Genomic DNA, 17,136 nt, shown 5'->3' with positions numbered 1-17,136 from the left:
GTGTCGCCGCCGAAATCAAACAGGCTATGAAGGTGCCCGGACAATGACCGCGTCGTCGAATACTCCCGAAATCAAGATCGAATTCCATACCTCGCCGGTCTCCGACGCGGACCGCATCAAGGCCCTGGAAACGCCCGGCTTCGGCAAGGTCTTCACCGATCACATGGTGCTGGCGAAATGGACATCGGACAAGGGCTGGCACGATGCCAAGGTCACGCCGCGCCGCCCGCTGGAACTCGATCCGGCCAGCGCCGTCCTGCACTACGCCCAGGAAATCTTCGAGGGCATGAAGGCCTACAAGGCCGATGACGGCCGCATCCTCCTCTTCCGCCCGGAACAGAACGCCAGCCGCTTCAACCAGTCGGCCGAGCGCATGGCCATGCCGCCGGTGCCCGAGGACCTGTTCCTCAAGGCGGTCGAAGAGCTCGTCCGCATCGACAAGAACTGGATCCCATCGGGCGACGGCAGCCTCTATCTGCGTCCCTTCATGTTCGCCAACGAGGCCTTCCTCGGCGTTCGCCCGGCGCAGGAATATATCTTCTGCGTCATCGCTTCGCCTGTCGGTGCCTACTTCAAGGGCGGCGCCAAGGCGGTATCGCTCTGGGTCGAGACCGAATACACGCGCGCTGCCGCCGGCGGCACGGGTGCCGCCAAATGCGGCGGCAACTATGCGGCAAGCCTCGTCGCCCAGGCTCAGGCCGCCAAGAAGGAATGCGATCAGGTCGTGTTCCTCGATGCGGCCGAGCATCGCTGGGTCGAAGAACTCGGCGGCATGAACGTCTTCTTCGTGATGAACGACGGCACCGTCGTCACCCCGCCGCTCGGCGGCACGATCCTGCCGGGCATCACCCGCGCCTCGGTCATCGTTCTCGCGGAAGAAAAGGGCCTCAAGGTCGAGCAGCGCCCCTACTCGTTTGCGGAGTGGCAGGCTGATGCGGCCAGCGGCAAGCTGGTCGAAGCATTCGCCTGCGGCACCGCCGCCGTACTCGCCGGCATCGGCCTCGTCCGCCACGCTGGCGGCGAGTTCAAGGTCGGCAACGGTGAGACCGGCAAGCTGACGACGGAATTGCGCAACGAGTTGGTCGGCCTGCAGAAGGGCGTCACCAACGACCAGCGCGGCTGGACCCGCCGCATCATGGCGTAAGCCAGCGGATAGATCCGATCACGACGAAAGGCCGGCAAGGTTTCCACCTCCGCCGGCCTTTTCATTGCAGATGATCAGGAGCGCAGAAGTGCCGCGATCTGCGCCTGGCTCGGGATCTGCCCCTGCGGCGTCAGCTTGTCGACGACCCCAGGGAGAACTTTGGAAAGCTGGGCCAAAAGCTCCTGCTCGCTGATCCCGGCCTGGCGCGCCAGATCGCTGATCGTCTGCGAGCCGAGCGCGCTTTCCAGATTACCGGGCGCTATCGGCTGGTTCTGGCCAGGCTTTACCCAGGAATCGGCGACCGACCCCTGCCCGGCCTCAGCGAGCTTGCCCAGCAATCCGCCCAAACCGCCGAGACCACCCAGGCTGCCAGCAAGCCCGCCGAGATTGCCAAGCAGCCCGCCATCGTCGGCGCCGGCGTTGGCTTGCTGGTTCGGCTGCGCCTGTTCCGGCTCGCTCTTGCCACCGGCGCCAAGCAGCTTGCCGACGAGAAGCGCGCCGAGCGCGATCATGATCGGCTTCGAGATGTTCCCACCGGGAACGGCATCATCAAACAATCCCATGTCATTCTCCTTCGGTGTTGTTTTGAAACGAAGAGCAAAAACACAACATGAGGCCCGACCGAGCCTTGAATTCCGCCATGACAACTTTAGCTGATGCTGAAAGATGGTCGGATTGTCCGCCCATTCAAGGAGGGGAAGACAAGATGTCCGTCATCGGGTGGATTATTCTCGGACTGATCGCCGGCTTCATCGGCAGCAAGATCGTCAACAAGACCGGTTCAGGCATGCTGATGGACATCGTGCTGGGGATCGTCGGCGCCATCGTCGGCGGCGTCATCTTCACCTTCTTCGGCGCCTCCGGCGTCACCGGCTTCAACATCTACAGCCTCGTCGTATCAGTCATCGGCGCTGTCGTCGTGCTGTGGCTGTACCATGCGGTGAGTGGCCGCCGCTCGGTGTAACGCAGACGCTTCGAACTAGGACGGAGCGTTCCGCCGTGCGTGGAGCGCCGCAACGTTTTATATATACGTTTTGCAATATGCTTTGCCTCCCATCTGACGAGGCAAGGCATCATGTCCGACGAACCCACCTCATCCTTCTACAGAGACAACGCCGCGACCTACGCGGCGCGTGAAAGAACGCTGCCGATCCGCCGTCTCGATGCTTTTCTCTCGAAATTGGAGCCGGGTGCAGCCATTCTGGAACTTGGCTGTGGCGCCGGCCAGGACAGCGCCTACATGCTCTCCAAGGGCTTCGACGTCACCCCGACGGACGGCTCCGCGGAGCTTGCGAGCGAGGCCGAAACCCTGCTCTGTCGCCCGGTCGAAATCATGCGCTTCGAGGAACTGGACGAGGACGAAGCCTTTGACGGCGTCTGGGCCGAGGCGAGCCTGCTGCATGTGCCGCGCGCCCAACTGCCCGATGTCTTCGCCCGTATCCTGCGCGCACTGAAGCCCGGCGGCCACTTCCACGCCACCTTCAAGGCCGGCGAAGACGAGGGACACGACGGCTTCGGCCGCTATTACAACTACCTGTCCGCCGAACTTCTATCCGATCTGTTGAGCGCAGCCGGCTGGCACAGCGTCGTCATCAGCGAGGGAGACGGCAGCGGCTACGACGGCAAGCCGACACGCTGGCTGTCGATGCGCGCGCAAAAGTAAAAGGCCGGCGCTTTCGCACCGGCCTTTAATTCTCAGCAAACGTGGCTGGCCAAGACTTCGGCCAGCCTGTTGCCATCGATTAGTTGACAGCCTTGTCGGCCAGCTTGTTCTTGCCGATCCCCGCGTCGCCGCAGGCGCGCATCAAGAAAGATGCACTGGATCGGCAACCCAATTAGTTTACAGCCTTGTCGACGAGCTTGTTCTTGCCGATCCAAGGCATCATGCCGCGCAGCTTGGCGCCGACTTCTTCGATCGGATGCTCGTCGTTGACGCGGCGGATACCCTTGAAGCGGGCAGCGCCAGCACGGTATTCCTGCATCCAGTCCGAGGTGAACTTGCCGGTCTGGATGTCCTTGAGGACACGCTTCATCTCGGCCTTGGTTTCTTCGGTGATGATGCGCGGGCCGGTGACGTATTCGCCCCACTCAGCGGTGTTCGAGATCGAGTAGTTCATGTTGGCGATACCGCCTTCATAGATCAGGTCGACGATGAGCTTCACTTCGTGCAGGCACTCGAAGTAGGCCATTTCAGGCGCGTAGCCAGCTTCCGTCAGCGTTTCGAAGCCGGCGCGGATCAGTTCGACGAGACCGCCGCACAGAACGACCTGTTCGCCGAAGAGGTCGGTTTCGCACTCTTCGCGGAAGTTGGTTTCGATGATCCCCGAACGGCCGCCGCCGACGCCGCAAGCGTAGGAGAGAGCGAGTTCAAGAGCGTTGCCCGAAGCGTTCTGATGAACGGCAACGAGGCAAGGAACGCCGCCGCCCTTCTGGTATTCGCCGCGAACCGTGTGGCCCGGGCCCTTCGGTGCGATCATGACGACGTCGAGCGAAGCCTTCGGCTCGATCAGGCCGAAGTGAACGTTGAGGCCGTGTGCGAAAGCGATGGCAGCGCCGTCACGGATGTTGCCGGCGATGTCTGCCTTGTAGATGTCGGCCTGCAGTTCGTCAGGCGTCGCCATCATGATCAGGTCGCCCCACTTGGCGGCGTCGGCAACGGTCATGACCTTGAAGCCGTCGGCTTCGGCCTTCTTGATGGTCGGCGAACCGGCCTTCAGCGCGATGGCGACGTTGGCAGCACCGCTGTCCTTCAGGTTCAGCGCATGGGCGCGACCCTGGGAGCCGTAGCCGACGATGACGACGTTCTTGGACTTGATGAGGTTGAGGTCTGCATCACGATCGTAATAGACGCGCATTTGAATTGTCCTTCCCTTTGCTTGTCTTGTAGACTGTCAGTATTCGGTAAAGCTTGGTCGTCAGACGACGGCCGGCATGTCGGCCAGCGCCTTCTCCGTCCCGTAGAGCCGGAGGAAGGCGGTCACCGCCTTTTCCGCCTGGCGCGCGGTATCCGTAACGCCCGTTGTGTCTCCAAGCAGCATGCGCACATGCAGGTCGGAAACGATCAGGCCGTAGAATGTGTGATAGGCTTCGTCGGCATCGTTGAAGCGCAGCAGCCCTGCACGCTTGCCTGAATCGATCAGCCCCATGGCGCGGCGGTCGATCTGCCGGCGGCCGCGCTCGAGCAAGAGCTTGCCGAGCTTCGAGCCGTCGCGCGGCGACTGGCCGATCGCCAGCCGGTTCAGCGCCAGCGACACGTCACCGGCCAGAACCTCAAGCAGATCGCGCGAGAAAATCACGAGATGGTCGTGCAGGCTGGCCGACGTCAGCCGCTCGCCGTTGCGCTCGAAGGTACGCACCTTGCTCGCCTGATAGGCGATCATCGCCGACAGCAGGCCGTCGCGGTCACCAAACCACTTGTAGAGGCTTTCCTTGGAGCAGTTGGCCGCGCGCGCGACGCCCGATGTCGTCAGCGCCTTTTCGCCGCCATCGACGAGCAACCGCAGCGCCTGCTCCAGAACGGCGTTCTGGCGCGGCGAGAATTCGCTGGGCTCCAAGTTTTCGACAGACACGGCATTCGCTCCCGATAAGTACCGTACGGTACGGTTCGTGAGCGCTTATCGCCCAGAAGCACTCTCTCGTCAAGAGCCCGCAAAAGGCAGAAGCATAAATTTTCGGCGTGCCGCGCTTGTTTATTCGGCAGCGTTCAGCACGGCATCCACATCGCGCGCCGGCGACATCCCGTATAGACGGCTATATTCGCGGCTGAACTGTGACGGGCTCTGGTAACCGACGCGGTGCCCGGCGGTGCCGGCGTCCAGCCGCTCGATCAGCATCAGACGCCGCGCCTCGTGCAGCCGGATCTGCTTCTGATACTGTACCGGCGTCATCGCCGTGATCGACTTGAAGTGATGATGGAACGACGAGACGCTCATGTTGACGTGCTCGGCCAGTTCCTCGATGCGCAGCGTCCGCGCGAAATTCTCGCGCAGCCAGGCGATCGCGCGAGCGATCCGGTTGCCTTGGCTGTCGGCGATCGCGATATCGATCAGCTGGTCGCCGGCAGGTCCCGTAAGAATGCGATAGAGGATTTCCTGCTCGATCAGCGGTGCCATCGCCGCGATATCGGCCGGACTATCAAGCAAGCGCAGCAACCTGACCGCCGCATCGAGAAGCTCCGGCGTCGCCACGTTGACGACGATGCCGCGCTGGCCGGATGGAGGTGCTGCGCTGCGCTGTATCGTCGAGCGGCTGAGCAGATGCAGAAGCTTCTCGCTGTTGATCGCAAGCGTGATGCAAAGATGCGGAACTTCGGCGCTCGCCTCCACCACCCGCCACGTGACCGGCAGATCGACCGAGGTCAGAAGATAGTCGCCCGCTCCGTAGTTGATTGTATCCCCGCCAAGTTGCAGGCTTTTCGCCCCCTGGATGACCATCGCGAAACACGGCCGGTAGCTGCTGTGGCAAGGCGCGCTGGGTGTCGTGCGTCGGCTGATCCCGAGCCCGTCGATCCCCGTCTGCACCTCGCCTTCGGCAAGCGCGAAACGGCCCGCGATCGACGCGATCTCCTGGTAGCGGTTAAACAGCAAGCTCATCAGTCGCACTTTCCGGTGAGAACGGCGTTGTCGCCGTGGTGACGGCTTATGTAGAATGGAATTGCCGCTTCGCAAATAGATCGCCCATCGACTTTTGCGGACCGGACGACTTTTGCAGGCCAAGCGACTTTTGCAGGATCGTGCAAAAACCAGAGAGGATCGCTCTAACGCTTGTTGCTGCGTTGCGGCATAAATGCCCTCGTCCGAACCACCCCTCTAAATATATGGAGTTTTCCCATGGCTATCGCAAAAGGCTATGCTGCCACAGACGCCTCCAAGCCGCTGACGCCGTTCACCTTCGAGCGTCGGGAACCGAATGCGGACGACGTCGTCATCGACATCAAGTTTGCCGGCATCTGCCACTCCGACATTCACACCGTTCGCAACGAATGGAAGAATGCCGTCTACCCGATCGTACCGGGCCACGAGATCGCCGGCGTCGTTTCGGCCGTCGGCGCCAACGTCACCAAGTTCAAGGTCGGCGACCATGTCGGCGTCGGCTGCTTCGTCGACAGCTGCGTCGGCTGCGCCACCCGCGACGTCGACAACGAGCAGTACATGCCGGGCCTCGTCGGCACCTACAACAGCGTCGATCGCGACGGCAAGACCGCAACGCAGGGCGGCTACTCCGACTCGATCGTCGTCAGGGAAGACTATGTCCTGTCGATCCCCGGCAATCTGCCGCTCGACGCCTCCGCGCCGCTTCTGTGCGCCGGCATCACCCTCTACTCGCCGCTGAAGCACTGGAATGCCGGTCCCGGCAAGAAGGTCGCGATCGTTGGCATGGGCGGCCTCGGCCACATGGGCGTCAAGCTCGGCTCCGCGATGGGTGCCGATATCACCGTGCTGTCGCAGTCGCTGTCGAAGAAGGAAGATGGCCTGAAGCTCGGCGCCAAGGAATACTACGCAACGTCTGATGCTTCGACCTTCGAAAAGCTCGCAGGCACCTTCGACCTGATCCTGTGCACCGTTTCCGCCGAGATCGATTGGAACGCCTATTTGAACCTGCTGAAGGTCAACGGCGCGATGGTCCTGCTTGGCATTCCGGAAAACCCCATCCCGGTCCACGCCTTCTCGGTGATCCCCGCCCGCCGTACGCTAGCCGGCTCGATGATCGGCTCGATCAAGGAAACCCAGGAAATGCTGGATTTCTGCGGCAAGCACAACATCGTCTCGGAAATCGAGAAGATCAACATCCAGGACGTCAACGAAGCCTACGAGCGCGTGCTGAAGAGCGACGTTCGCTACCGCTTCGTCATCGACATCGCCTCGCTGGCGGCCTGATCCAACGGATAGCGGCCTCGCCCGCTCCATCAGTCGAAAACCGAAGCCCCCGTCATCCGACGGGGGCTTTTTCGTTACCGCTGCATGAAACAAAAAAAGCCCCCGGTTCGCACCGGAGGCTTTCGAATGGTCGTCGCGACAGGCCGACGAGGCTTACTTCTCGTCCGCGATGGTCTCGCGCTGCGTGATCAGGCGCGCGCTGTGCTGGCCGCTGAGGAAAATCCACAGCCAGCTCCAGGCGACCGAAAAGCGCGAGCGGGTGCCGATCAGGAAGTAGATGTGGGCGATACCCCAGATCCACCATGCAAGACCGCCCTTGAGCTTGATCCTGCCGAAATCGGCGATCGCGGCACTCCGGCCGATCGTCGCCAGGCTTCCCTGGTGCCTGTATTTGAAGGCCGGCGGCGTCTTGCCCTTCATCCGGGCGTGGATGACCTTGGCGACGAAGGCGCCCTGCTGCTTGGCCGCGGGCGCGACGCCCGGCACCGGCGCGCCGCTCTCCTGCATCACCGAAGCGGTATCGCCGATGACGAAGACATCAGGCAGGCCCGGTGCCGTCAGATCCTTCTCGACGATCGCGCGGCCGGCGCGGTCCGCCGGGATGCCCAGCCACTTCGCGGCCGGCGACGCCTGAACGCCGGCGGCCCAGCTGATCGTCCGGCTCGGGATGAACTCGTCGCCGATCTGCACACCCTCGGCCGTGCACTCGGTAACCGGCTTTCCAAGCCGCACCTCGACGCCAAGATCGTTGAGCGCCTTCAAGGCATATTCGGACAGCTCGGGCACGAAGGTCGGCAGAACGCGCGGTCCGGCTTCCACAAGAATGACCTTGGCCTTGCGCGTATCGATATTGCGGAACTCCCGCGGCAGCGTCTTGTGCGCCAGTTCGGCGATGATGCCGGCAAGCTCCACGCCGGTTGGGCCGGCACCGATGATGATGAAGGTCAGGCATGCATCGCGCTCGGCCGGATCGCGTGCGGTCTCCGCCTTTTCGAAGGCGAGAAGCACACGGCGGCGGATCGTCGTCGCATCCTCCAGCGTCTTCAGGCCCTGCGCCACCGGCGCCCAGTCGTCGCGACCGAAATATGCATGGGTCGCGCCCGTGGCGAGCACCAGCGTATCGTATTTCAGGACGTTGCCATCACGCAGCGTGACCGACTTCGTGCTGGTTTCGACGCCCGAGACATCGCCGAGCAGCGTCGTCACTTCGGGGCGGTCGCTATAGAGATGGCGGATCGGCCAGGCGATCTCGGAAGTCGACAAAATCGTTGTGGCGACTTGATATAGCAGGGGCTGGAACAGATGGTGATTGCGCCGGTCGACAAGCGTAATGCGGACACCAGCGCCTTTAAGGTCGTTTACGAGTTGCAGCCCCCCGAAGCCTCCTCCAACAACGACGACGTGATGATCAGCCATAAGTTACCCTTTTGGTAATTTGCATAAGAATTGATCAATGTCATCTAACATACCCCCGTTTCAACCACCGTTTCAGCATAGCTAACCTGCGTTGGCGAGCCTGCGACCAATCAGCGCGCGGCCTAAAGCGGCGACATCCGCGATCCCAAATGCGGCATTTGCCTAGGCAAAAGAATGGGATCGGCTGGCAATTCCGTCCGTTATTTGCATGATGCTCCGCGAAGCGGGAGACCGCCAGAAGAACGCGCGTCGCAAAGACGCGGCAGCAGCAGGAGGAGCATCGAATGCGGACAATCGGCCTGATCGGCGGCATGAGCTTTGAAAGCTCCGCCGTCTACTATCGCCTGATCAACGAGATGGTTCGCGACCGCCTCGGCGGCTTCGCTTCGGCCGAACTGCTGATGCATTCCGTGAATTTCGAAGAGATCGTCGCGATGCAGAAGGCAGGCGATTGGGATGCCGCCGGCAAGCGGCTAGGCGACGTCGCCGCACGCCTGCAATCGGCCGGCGCCGACTGCGTCCTCATCTGCACCAACACCATGCACCTCGTCGCCGGCCCGGTTGCCGAGCGCATCACCGTCCCGCTGATCCATATCATCGATGAAACAGCGGCAGCGCTGAAGGCCGCCGGATGCCGCCGCCCGCTGTTGCTCGCCACGCGTTACACGATGGAGCACGGCTTCTATACCGATCGCGTGAAAAGCCTCGGGCTCGACATCATGGTGCCCGATCAGGACGACCGCACGACGGTCCATGACATCATCTTCAACGAACTCTGCGCCGGCCAGATCCTCGACAGCTCACGCGAAAAGCTCTTTGAGATCATCGAGCGCGAACGCGCCAAGGGCGCCGACAGCATCATCCTCGGCTGCACCGAGATCTGCCTGATCCTCGACCCCGACAATCTGCCCCTGCCCGGCTTCGACACCACCAAGATTCACGCCAAAGCCGCCGTCGACTTCGCCCTTGGCGATCAAGCCACCCGGAAGTCGGTCGCTTAGTCGCAACAATTTAGTTGACTCAGTCAATCAATTGGAGGACACGGTCTCCCAACAGGAGACCTGATCCATGTCCGATTCCGCCCTCATCGATGCCGCCCGCGACTTCAACCGCTTCTACACCAACTTCCTGGGAGTCCTGAACAAGGCCTATCTCGACACCCAGTTCACGCTGACCGACGCGCGCGTCCTCTTCGAAGTGGGCTCGCAGGACCGCGTCAGCGCCGTGGCTTTGGTCCGCGACCTGCACCTCGACCCCGCCTATCTCAGCCGTATCCTGAAGCGCTTCAAGGCCGAAGGCTTAATGGAAACGACACCTGATCCCGACGACCGGCGTAGCCAGCTCATCTCCGTCACCGACCAGGGACATCAGCAATTCCAGGAACTCGTCAACCGCTCCAACGCCCAGATCGCCGGACGCTTCGAGAAGCTGGCATCAGGCGAACCGCAGAACGTTGTCGCGGCGATGAAGACGATCCGCTCCCTGCTCGATCCCGAAGCCACGCTGCCGCCCCTGGTCATCCGCCCTCATCGCGCCGGCGATATCGGCTGGATCGTCGAGAGCCAGGCGACGTTCTACAGCGAGGAATACGGCTGGGACATGCGCTTCGAGGGGCTCGTTGCCGAAGTCGCGGGACGCTTCCTCACCAATTTCGATCCGGCCATGGAATACGCCTGGATCGCAGAGCGCGGCGGCATCAACATCGGCTCTGTCCTGATCACCAACGGCGGCGACGGCGTCGCCAAGCTGCGGCTCCTCTACATCGACAAGTCGGCGCGCGGGCTTGGCCTTGGAAAGACATTGGTCGACGAATGCATCCGCTTCGCGCGGGCCAAGGGCTACCGGCAGATCTCGCTCTGGACCAACGATGTCCTGAGTGCCGCACGCAGCATCTACCTCAAGGCCGGCTTCCAGCTCGTATCAGAGGAAAAGCACCGCATGTTCGGCCCCGAGCTCAACGGGCAGACCTGGGTTCTCGATCTTTAGCTAAATTACCAAACCGCAAGTTTTTGGCTTGATTTGGAAACGATCATTTCCTAATCAGTCGATCCATGACCACACACACACTCATCGACACCGGCCGAGCGCGCGGACGCCCGCGTGAATTCGATATGGACGCAGCGCTTGGCAAGGCGCTCGACGTCTTTTCCGAACGCGGCTATCACGCCGCCTCGATCAGCGAGTTGACCGAGGCGATGCAGCTGACCTCGGGCAGCGTCTACAAGGCATTCAAGGACAAGCGCGGCATTTTCCTCGCCGCCTTCGATCGCTATCGACGTATCCGCCGCGCCCTACTCGACGCCCGCCTGCAAGAAGCCGCCACGGGCCGCGAAAAGGTCCGCGAACTCCTGAGCTCCTACGCATCGTCTTCACATGGCACATCAGGTACGCGGGGATGCCTCGTGGTCGGCAGCGCCAACGAGTTGGCAATCTTCGACGAGGAAGCCGCGCAGCGAGTTTCGGACGCCTTCGACGCCAATGAAGCGCACTTGGTCGAACTCATCCGCCTCGGCCAGAGCGATGGCTCCATTTCAGCCACGCTCGATGTCGCAGCCACCGCGCGCACTCTGCTTTGCATGACCGCAGGCATGCGCATCGTCGGCAAGACCGGCCGCACCGCGCCCGATATGGACGCCGTCGCCCGCGAGGCAATGAAGCTTCTGACCTGATTGTTTTCCCACGAGCGCGCAAAACCGCGCTCGATCACCTCTACTATCCGTTCGCCCCACCGGAGCCCAGCATGAGCCTTTCGTCCACCACACCTGAGACCGTTGCCGCGCCAACGATCTCGCCTTTGATGACATTTCTTTTCGCCGCCGCCTGCGGGCTCGTGGCCGCCAATCTCTATTACGGCCAGCCGCTCGCCGGCCCGATCAGCGCCGCGCTCGGCTTCAGCCCGGCCGCCACCGGCCTGATCGTCACGCTGACGCAGATCGGCTATGGCCTCGGCTTGCTTTTGATCGTGCCGCTCGGCGACCTCATGGAAAACCGCAAGCTGGTGCTGACCCTGGTCGTCGCCTCTGCCCTGTCGCTGATCGGCGCCGCCCTGTCGACGACGCCAACCATGTTCCTCACCGCCTCGCTCTGTATCGGCATGGGCTCGGTCGCCGTTCAGGTCCTCGTGCCCTTCGCCGCCAACATGGCGCCGGATGCCTCGCGCGGCCGCGTCGTCGGCAATGTCATGAGCGGCCTGCTCTGCGGCATCATGCTCGCCCGCCCGGTCGCAAGCTTCCTCGCCGAAGCCACCTCCTGGCATGTCGTCTACTATGCGTCCGCCGTCGTCATGATCCTGCTCGCCGCCATCTTGCGCGTCCAGCTGCCGGTCCGCACCCCGCACACCCGGCTGAGCTACGGCGCGCTGCTGGCCTCCATGGCCCACCTCGCCCTGCATTCCCGCGTTCTGCAGCGCCGCGCGCTCTATCAGGCCGGCATGTTCGGCGCCTTCAGCCTGTTCTGGACGACGACGCCGCTTCTGCTCGCCAGCCCCGCCTTCGGCCTGACGCAGAACGGCATCGCGCTCTTCGCGCTTGCCGGTGCCGCCGGCGCCATCGCCTCGCCGATCGCCGGCCGCCTCGCCGACCGCGGGCTGACCAAGATCGCCTCGACCATCGCCATGCTCTGCGGCATCACCGCCTTCCTGATCAGCCATTTCGCGACCGACGGTTCAGCACTCGCGCTGACCCTGCTCACGGCTGCCGCGATCATTCTCGATTTCGGGGTAACGACCAACCTCGTGGTCGGCCAGAGGGCGATCTACGCGATCAGCCCGGAGCACCGCAGCCGCCTCAACGGCCTGTTCATGGCAACCTTCTTCGCCGGCGGTGCGCTCGGCTCTGCCATCGGCGGCTGGGCATTTGCCACCGGCGGCTGGACGCTGGCCGCCTGGATCGGCCTCTGCTTCCCCAGCCTCGCCTTCCTGCTTTTCCTCACCGAAGGGCTGCGGAAGCGCTAATCAGTATCGGGAACGGCAGGACGCTTCACACCGCGCCACAAGGCACGACAGCGTCACGCACCCGATGCGTCGAACTTGACCCGGGCGGAGCGAACGGCTTCATGGTTGTTCTCCGCCCAGTTCAAAAGCAGTGCCAGCGTCTGGTAGAGCGAGTTCCCGAGATCCGTCATCCGGTACTCGACGCTCGGCGGCTTGGTCGGAAACACCTCTCGCTCGATATAGCCGTCGCGCTGCAGGTCGCGCAGCGTCTGCGTCAGCATGCGTTGCGAAATATCCGGAATCATCCGGCGCAGTTCGCCAAAGCGATAAGGCTGCTGCGACAGGGCTTCCAGCATCAGCGTCGACCACTTGCCGCCGATCTGCTGCATCATGTCCCGCACCGGGCAATTGTTGAAATCGAGCTTGGAGAGATCGACCTCGTTGCGCACGCGCGGTTCGGCCTTGCTCTTCAGGTTGACGACGGTGCCGGCCATTCTGCTGGTTCCCTTTTGGTAACTTACGGCGCAAAAACTGCCTCCTTTACAGCTGTCGGTCAATCCCTATTTTAGCCCTAGTCTCTTTTCGAGACCAGCAATCGAACCTAGAGGTTTACAGACATGAGCGAAACGATCCTCATCACCGGTGCCGCCGGACAGCTCGGCCAGCGCGTCATCCATCACCTGCTCGAGACCTACAAGGTTCCCGCGGCCAACCTGATCGCCGCCAGCCGCGATACCTCCAAGCTGGCTGACCTTGCCGCCAAGGGCGTCCAGACCCGCAAGGCCGATTTCGACGACGCCGCTTCGCTGGAAGCAGCCTTCAAGGGTGTCGACCGCGTGCTTATCATCAGCACCGACGCGCTCGCCGTTCCCGGCCAGCGCCTGAAGCAGCACACGACCGCTGTTGCCGCCGCCGTCAAGGCCGGCGTCAAGCACATCGCGTACACGTCGATGCCATCGCCCGACAAGTCGCTTGTCACCTTCGCGCCCGACCATCTCGGCACCGAAAACGCCGTCAAGGCAAGCGGCCTGCCCTACACGATCATCCGCAACGCCTGGTATCTCGACAACTACATGCACTCCATGCCGCACAACCTCCAGGGCGGCAGCTGGTACACGGCGTCCGGCGACGGCAAGGTGCCGAACATCTCGCGCGACGATTGCGCCCTTGCAGCCGCCGCGGCCCTCGCATCGGGCACCAAGGACAGCGCCACCTACACGCTGACCGGTGCGCAGTCGCTTTCCGCCGATGAGATCGCCGCCGCCATCTCGCAAGCCGCCGGCAAGCCGCTTGCGGCCGTGAAGGTGACCGACGACCAGCTGCGCCAAGGCCTGCTCGGCGCCGGTCTTCCTGATTTTGTCGCTGACATGCTGGTTTCGGCCGACGCCAATGTCCGCGCCGGCAATTTCGATCACGTGACCGAGGACTTCACCAAGCTGACCGGCAAGCAGCCGCAGTCGCTGAAGGACTACTTCGTGGCCAACAAGGCAGCGCTCGTCGCCTGACAGCGCTCTCCCTGACGCCACAACCCGCTCCGCACCACCGGAGCGGGTTTTTGTTTGTCTGGCTAGGCTTAGATTTTCTGGCCGCAGGCCCGGCAGAAGCGGCGCACGGTCTCGGCCATGCCGAACTCCAGCGCATCCGCCGTCAGCCCGTGGCCGATCGAGACTTCCGCAAGCTTGGGGATGCGCTTGACCAGCGGCGGCAGATTGGCGACGGTCAGATCATGTCCGGCATTGACGCCGAGCCCGATCGCCAACGCCGCATCGGCCGTCTTGCCCAGCGCCTCAAGGATCGGCCCCACCCGCTCCGGCGCATCATAACAGCCGCCGTAGGGGCCGGTATAAAGCTCGATCCGATCGGCACCGACCGCCTTGGCGATCGCGACCGCCTCCTCGTCCCCGTCCCCATCGGCAAACAGCGACACGCGCGTGCCCATCTTCTTCAGCCGCGCGATCACATCGGTCAGCAATGCGCGGTCTTTGCGGAAGTCCCAGCCGTGATCAGACGTCGCCTGCGAGGGATGATCCGGCACCAGCGTCACCTGCTCGGGCGCAGCCTTGACGCAGAGCTCAAGGAACTCGTCCGTCGGATAGCCCTCGATGTTGAACTCCGCTTCCGGAAACTCGTCGTCGATCAAGTTGCGGATGACAGGGAGATCGGAAAAGCGGATGTGGCGCTCATCGGGGCGCGGATGCACCGTCAGTCCGCTCGCGCCCGATTTGAGCGCGATGCGCCCCAGCGCCTCGACGCTTGGCCAGGGCAGATCGCGGCGATTGCGCAGCATGGCAATGGCATTGAGATTGACGGAAAGCGTGGTGGGCATGGCGAGTTTCCATTCAATGAAAGAAGCTGCCTCGCTTTTAAGCCAAGGACACCGTCGCGGCCAACGAGATTCGTGCATGATTGCATGTGAATTTCTGATTGATGGCTCGCCGCCGCCACATCGCCGCAAGCAAAGTAACGCCACCGGCAAGACGTATAAGAAAAACGATTAAGCATCCGGGACATAAACGACCCGCACGATTCGTTCAGAAGTTGCGGTGCGGTCGCATGTACATTCGACTATTATTTACAAGTGACTATTTTTAAGGATAACAAATCAGTCGTTTAACGCATAGTCTGATCGCAATGGATCACCAGATCGAGGATCCGTTGCTTTGCATGCCGACCGGGAATGCATCGTCAAAACCGCTCGACCGCGCCCGTATCCGTGTCATGCGCGCACTTGATCATGCGTAGAACAGGAGGGCTCATGTCCGAACGACATAAGCAGGCTGCCAGACCAAACGCTCCGCCCCAGGCGCCTCCGGATTTCAGGTTCCTGCCGCGCGTCGCGCGCCCGGCAAGCCTGCCCGGCGGCAAGGTCGCGATTGCCGACATGGCCAACGCCTTCGGCGTCACCCACCGAACCCTGCATTTCTACGAGGAGAAAGGGCTGATCGCCTCGAGCCGCATCGGGCTGATGCGCGTCTACGAGCACGCCGACATCAGGCGCATGGCCGTCATCAATGTCTGCCGCGAGGCGGGCATGCCGGTGGCCGTCATTCAGGAACTGATGGCCGATCTCTGCAGATCCACCTCGCAGCAGGATGCCGACGCCGTCTTCGCCGCAGCACTTGCCTCGCGAAAGCGCGAACTGACGGCGGAAATGTCGACGCTGCACCGCCAGCTTCAGCAGGTGGCGGAACTGCTGGAGAACACTGCCCCCGGCGACGAGCCGCCGCTCAACGACAACCAACATGAGCGCTCGCTGAGCGAACAGGAATATCGCTGCCTCGTGCTGATGACCGAGGGACTATCGACCCAACGCATCGCCCGCACGCTCGATCTCAAGGAGGACGACGCGAAATCGATCGAGGCCGCGATTATCCGCAAACTCGATACCAACAACCGCTTCCAGGCAATCGCCAAGGCGGTCCTGCTCGGCATCGTGCAGATCTGAAGCATGTCGCGCAAAACTGTGCAGCGGTTTTGCGGCACCGACATGCGACGCGCTTAAAAGCCTCAGCGGACGATCGTCAGCGTTTCCGCCGCGCGCGTGATCGCCGTGTAGAGCCAGCGCTCCCTCGTATCGCGAAACGCCCAGCTTTCATCGAACAGCACGACATTGTTCCACTGTGAACCCTGCGCCTTGTGCACGGTCAGCGCATAGCCGAAGTCGAACTCGTCGTAGCGCTTGCGGGTATTCCAGGGAATCTCGCCCTCGACATCTTCGAAGGCCTGCTTCAGGAGCTTGATCTTCGCCGCCCCGCGATCGATATCGTCATCCTCGGGCCGGATCAGCAGATTGATCCCCGGCTTCGTCGTCTCCTTCGAGGACGTCATCACCTGCCAGAGCGAGCCGTTGAGCAGCCCCTTGGCGGGATCGTTGCGCAGGCAGACCAGCTTGTCGCCCGTCTGCGGATAATCGGCGGTGAAACCCTTCAGCTCGCGCAGCCGCTGATTATAGCGCCGCCGCGTGCGGTTGGTGCCGACGAGCACCTGGTCGGCATCGAGCACGAGCGACTGGTTGACCTCGTTCTTCGAGATCACCTGCGCCGCGCCGTAATCGCCATACATGATCTCCTTGCCCTCGCGCACCTGCATGGCGAGCCCGATGATCGGGTTGTCGCGCGCCTGCCGGTGGATATCGGTCAAGAGATAGTCGGGTTCCTGGTTGGTGAAGAATCCACCGCCGGAAACGGGTGGGAGCTGGCCGGGATCGCCGAGCACTAGGATCGGCGTGCCGAAGCTCATCAGGTCCTTGCCCAGCGCCTCATCCACCATCGAGCATTCGTCGACGATGATCAGCGCCGCCTTGGCGACCGGGCTCTGGCGGTTGATGGTGAACATCGGCGCAATCGAGGTCTTGCCGGTCTCTTCGTCCTCGACAGCCTCTTCGCCGCGCGGCCGATAAATCAGCGAATGCAGCGTGCGCGCATTGCTGGCGCCGCGCGTCCGCAATACCTGCGCCGCCTTGCCGGTGAACGCCGCAAACAGCACCTCTCCATCGACATGCTCGGCGAAATGCCGCGCGAGCGTCGTCTTGCCCGTGCCGGCATAGCCGAACAGGCGAAAAATCGGGGCCTTGCCCTCCTTCAGCCATTTAGCAACGGCTTTCAGGGCTTCGTCTTGTTGCGGAGCAAATTGCATGATCCATCGACTTGGCAGGATTCGTCAGCGATAGGCAACCGCAAAATGCCGCGAGCCGGCCGACCTTCCCGCCCGATCGAAAAAATCTGACGACACAATGGAATAAAATCGCCCCTCGCTTTGTCTCATGTCAG

General features: G+C 62.4%; 19 protein-coding genes. 11 read left to right on the top strand and 8 right to left on the bottom strand.

What is annotated here, in order from left to right:
- The first annotated feature begins 43 nt into the window (after positions 1-43).
- Positions 44-1,144, top strand: coding sequence for a branched-chain amino acid aminotransferase (locus tag D460_RS0119920; protein ID WP_018900341.1), 1,101 nt, complete (start codon positions 44-46; stop codon positions 1,142-1,144).
- A gap of 74 nt (positions 1,145-1,218) precedes the next feature.
- Here D460_RS0119920 and D460_RS0119915 read toward each other — a convergent pair whose 3' ends face one another.
- Positions 1,219-1,707 (bottom strand): YidB family protein, encoded by a 489-nt coding sequence (locus D460_RS0119915; protein ID WP_018900340.1) that lies wholly within the window; start codon positions 1,705-1,707, stop codon positions 1,219-1,221.
- Between the two features lie 143 nt (positions 1,708-1,850).
- On the opposite strand from D460_RS0119915, the gene D460_RS0119910 reads away from it, so the two are divergent.
- Complete coding sequence (locus tag D460_RS0119910; protein WP_018900339.1) at positions 1,851-2,108, top strand: GlsB/YeaQ/YmgE family stress response membrane protein; 258 nt, start codon at positions 1,851-1,853, stop codon at positions 2,106-2,108.
- Positions 2,109-2,219: 111 nt separating this feature from the next.
- Positions 2,220-2,807 (top strand): class I SAM-dependent methyltransferase, encoded by a 588-nt coding sequence (locus tag D460_RS0119905; protein WP_018900338.1) that lies wholly within the window; start codon positions 2,220-2,222, stop codon positions 2,805-2,807.
- A gap of 172 nt (positions 2,808-2,979) precedes the next feature.
- Here D460_RS0119905 and ilvC read toward each other — a convergent pair whose 3' ends face one another.
- The 3 genes from ilvC to D460_RS0119890 form a co-directional block, all read right to left on the bottom strand.
- Positions 2,980-3,999 carry a ketol-acid reductoisomerase gene (gene ilvC / locus D460_RS0119900; RefSeq protein WP_018900336.1) on the bottom strand — a complete coding sequence of 340 codons (1,020 nt, stop codon included), beginning with the start codon at positions 3,997-3,999 and terminating at the stop codon, positions 2,980-2,982.
- A 60-nt stretch (positions 4,000-4,059) separates the two neighbouring features.
- Complete coding sequence (locus tag D460_RS0119895; RefSeq protein ID WP_018900335.1) at positions 4,060-4,713, bottom strand: TetR/AcrR family transcriptional regulator C-terminal domain-containing protein; 654 nt, start codon at positions 4,711-4,713, stop codon at positions 4,060-4,062.
- A gap of 120 nt (positions 4,714-4,833) precedes the next feature.
- Complete coding sequence (locus D460_RS0119890) at positions 4,834-5,736, bottom strand: AraC family transcriptional regulator (protein ID WP_018900334.1); 903 nt, start codon at positions 5,734-5,736, stop codon at positions 4,834-4,836.
- Positions 5,737-5,973: 237 nt separating this feature from the next.
- Between D460_RS0119890 and D460_RS0119885 the strand changes: the two genes are divergently transcribed.
- A complete protein-coding gene (locus tag D460_RS0119885) occupies positions 5,974-7,020 on the top strand; it encodes an NAD(P)-dependent alcohol dehydrogenase (RefSeq protein ID WP_018900333.1) in 1,047 nt (348 codons plus the stop codon).
- Between the two features lie 153 nt (positions 7,021-7,173).
- On the opposite strand, the gene D460_RS0119880 is transcribed toward D460_RS0119885, so the two are convergent.
- Complete coding sequence (locus tag D460_RS0119880) at positions 7,174-8,436, bottom strand: NAD(P)/FAD-dependent oxidoreductase (RefSeq protein WP_026283322.1); 1,263 nt, start codon at positions 8,434-8,436, stop codon at positions 7,174-7,176.
- Between the two features lie 284 nt (positions 8,437-8,720).
- Between D460_RS0119880 and D460_RS0119875 the strand changes: the two genes are divergently transcribed.
- The 4 genes from D460_RS0119875 to D460_RS0119860 all read left to right on the top strand — a co-directional run bounded on the left by D460_RS0119875 (position 8,721) and on the right by D460_RS0119860 (position 12,388).
- Entirely contained in the window at positions 8,721-9,437 is a 717-nt protein-coding gene (locus D460_RS0119875; RefSeq protein WP_018900330.1) for an aspartate/glutamate racemase family protein, read from the top strand.
- A 67-nt stretch (positions 9,438-9,504) separates the two neighbouring features.
- Positions 9,505-10,422, top strand: coding sequence for a helix-turn-helix domain-containing GNAT family N-acetyltransferase (locus D460_RS0119870; protein WP_018900329.1), 918 nt, complete (start codon positions 9,505-9,507; stop codon positions 10,420-10,422).
- Between the two features lie 65 nt (positions 10,423-10,487).
- On the top strand, positions 10,488-11,105 hold the full coding sequence (locus tag D460_RS0119865) for a TetR/AcrR family transcriptional regulator (RefSeq protein ID WP_018900328.1): 618 nt from the start codon (positions 10,488-10,490) through the stop codon (positions 11,103-11,105).
- A gap of 71 nt (positions 11,106-11,176) precedes the next feature.
- Entirely contained in the window at positions 11,177-12,388 is a 1,212-nt protein-coding gene (locus D460_RS0119860; protein ID WP_018900327.1) for an MFS transporter, read from the top strand.
- A gap of 53 nt (positions 12,389-12,441) precedes the next feature.
- Here D460_RS0119860 and D460_RS0119855 read toward each other — a convergent pair whose 3' ends face one another.
- Positions 12,442-12,861 carry a helix-turn-helix domain-containing protein gene (locus D460_RS0119855; RefSeq protein ID WP_018900326.1) on the bottom strand — a complete coding sequence of 140 codons (420 nt, stop codon included), beginning with the start codon at positions 12,859-12,861 and terminating at the stop codon, positions 12,442-12,444.
- 123 nt (positions 12,862-12,984) lie between these two features.
- Between D460_RS0119855 and D460_RS0119850 the strand changes: the two genes are divergently transcribed.
- On the top strand, positions 12,985-13,872 hold the full coding sequence (locus tag D460_RS0119850; protein WP_018900325.1) for an SDR family oxidoreductase: 888 nt from the start codon (positions 12,985-12,987) through the stop codon (positions 13,870-13,872).
- A gap of 68 nt (positions 13,873-13,940) precedes the next feature.
- Here the strand turns inward: D460_RS0119850 and D460_RS0119845 are convergent, their stop codons facing one another.
- A complete protein-coding gene (locus tag D460_RS0119845; RefSeq protein ID WP_018900324.1) occupies positions 13,941-14,693 on the bottom strand; it encodes a pyridoxine 5'-phosphate synthase in 753 nt (250 codons plus the stop codon).
- Here D460_RS0119845 and D460_RS36020 point away from each other — a divergent pair.
- Both D460_RS36020 and D460_RS0119835 read left to right on the top strand, forming a co-directional pair.
- Positions 14,692-14,865: a hypothetical protein gene (locus tag D460_RS36020; protein WP_155947791.1), complete on the top strand. Its 174-nt coding sequence runs from the start codon at positions 14,692-14,694 to the stop codon at positions 14,863-14,865. The genes D460_RS0119845 and D460_RS36020 overlap by 2 nt on opposite strands.
- A gap of 257 nt (positions 14,866-15,122) precedes the next feature.
- On the top strand, positions 15,123-15,812 hold the full coding sequence (locus tag D460_RS0119835) for a MerR family transcriptional regulator (protein WP_018900322.1): 690 nt from the start codon (positions 15,123-15,125) through the stop codon (positions 15,810-15,812).
- A gap of 62 nt (positions 15,813-15,874) precedes the next feature.
- On the opposite strand, the gene D460_RS0119830 is transcribed toward D460_RS0119835, so the two are convergent.
- Positions 15,875-17,002 (bottom strand): ATP-dependent RecD-like DNA helicase, encoded by a 1,128-nt coding sequence (locus tag D460_RS0119830; RefSeq protein ID WP_018900321.1) that lies wholly within the window; start codon positions 17,000-17,002, stop codon positions 15,875-15,877.
- Positions 17,003-17,136 lie beyond the last annotated feature (134 nt).

Origin of the sequence: Rhizobium sp. 2MFCol3.1 (genome assembly GCF_000377565.1) — a bacterium.
Classification (GTDB): Bacteria; Pseudomonadota; Alphaproteobacteria; order Rhizobiales; family Rhizobiaceae; genus Rhizobium.
This window is presented reverse-complemented; position numbering and strand designations above follow the sequence as displayed.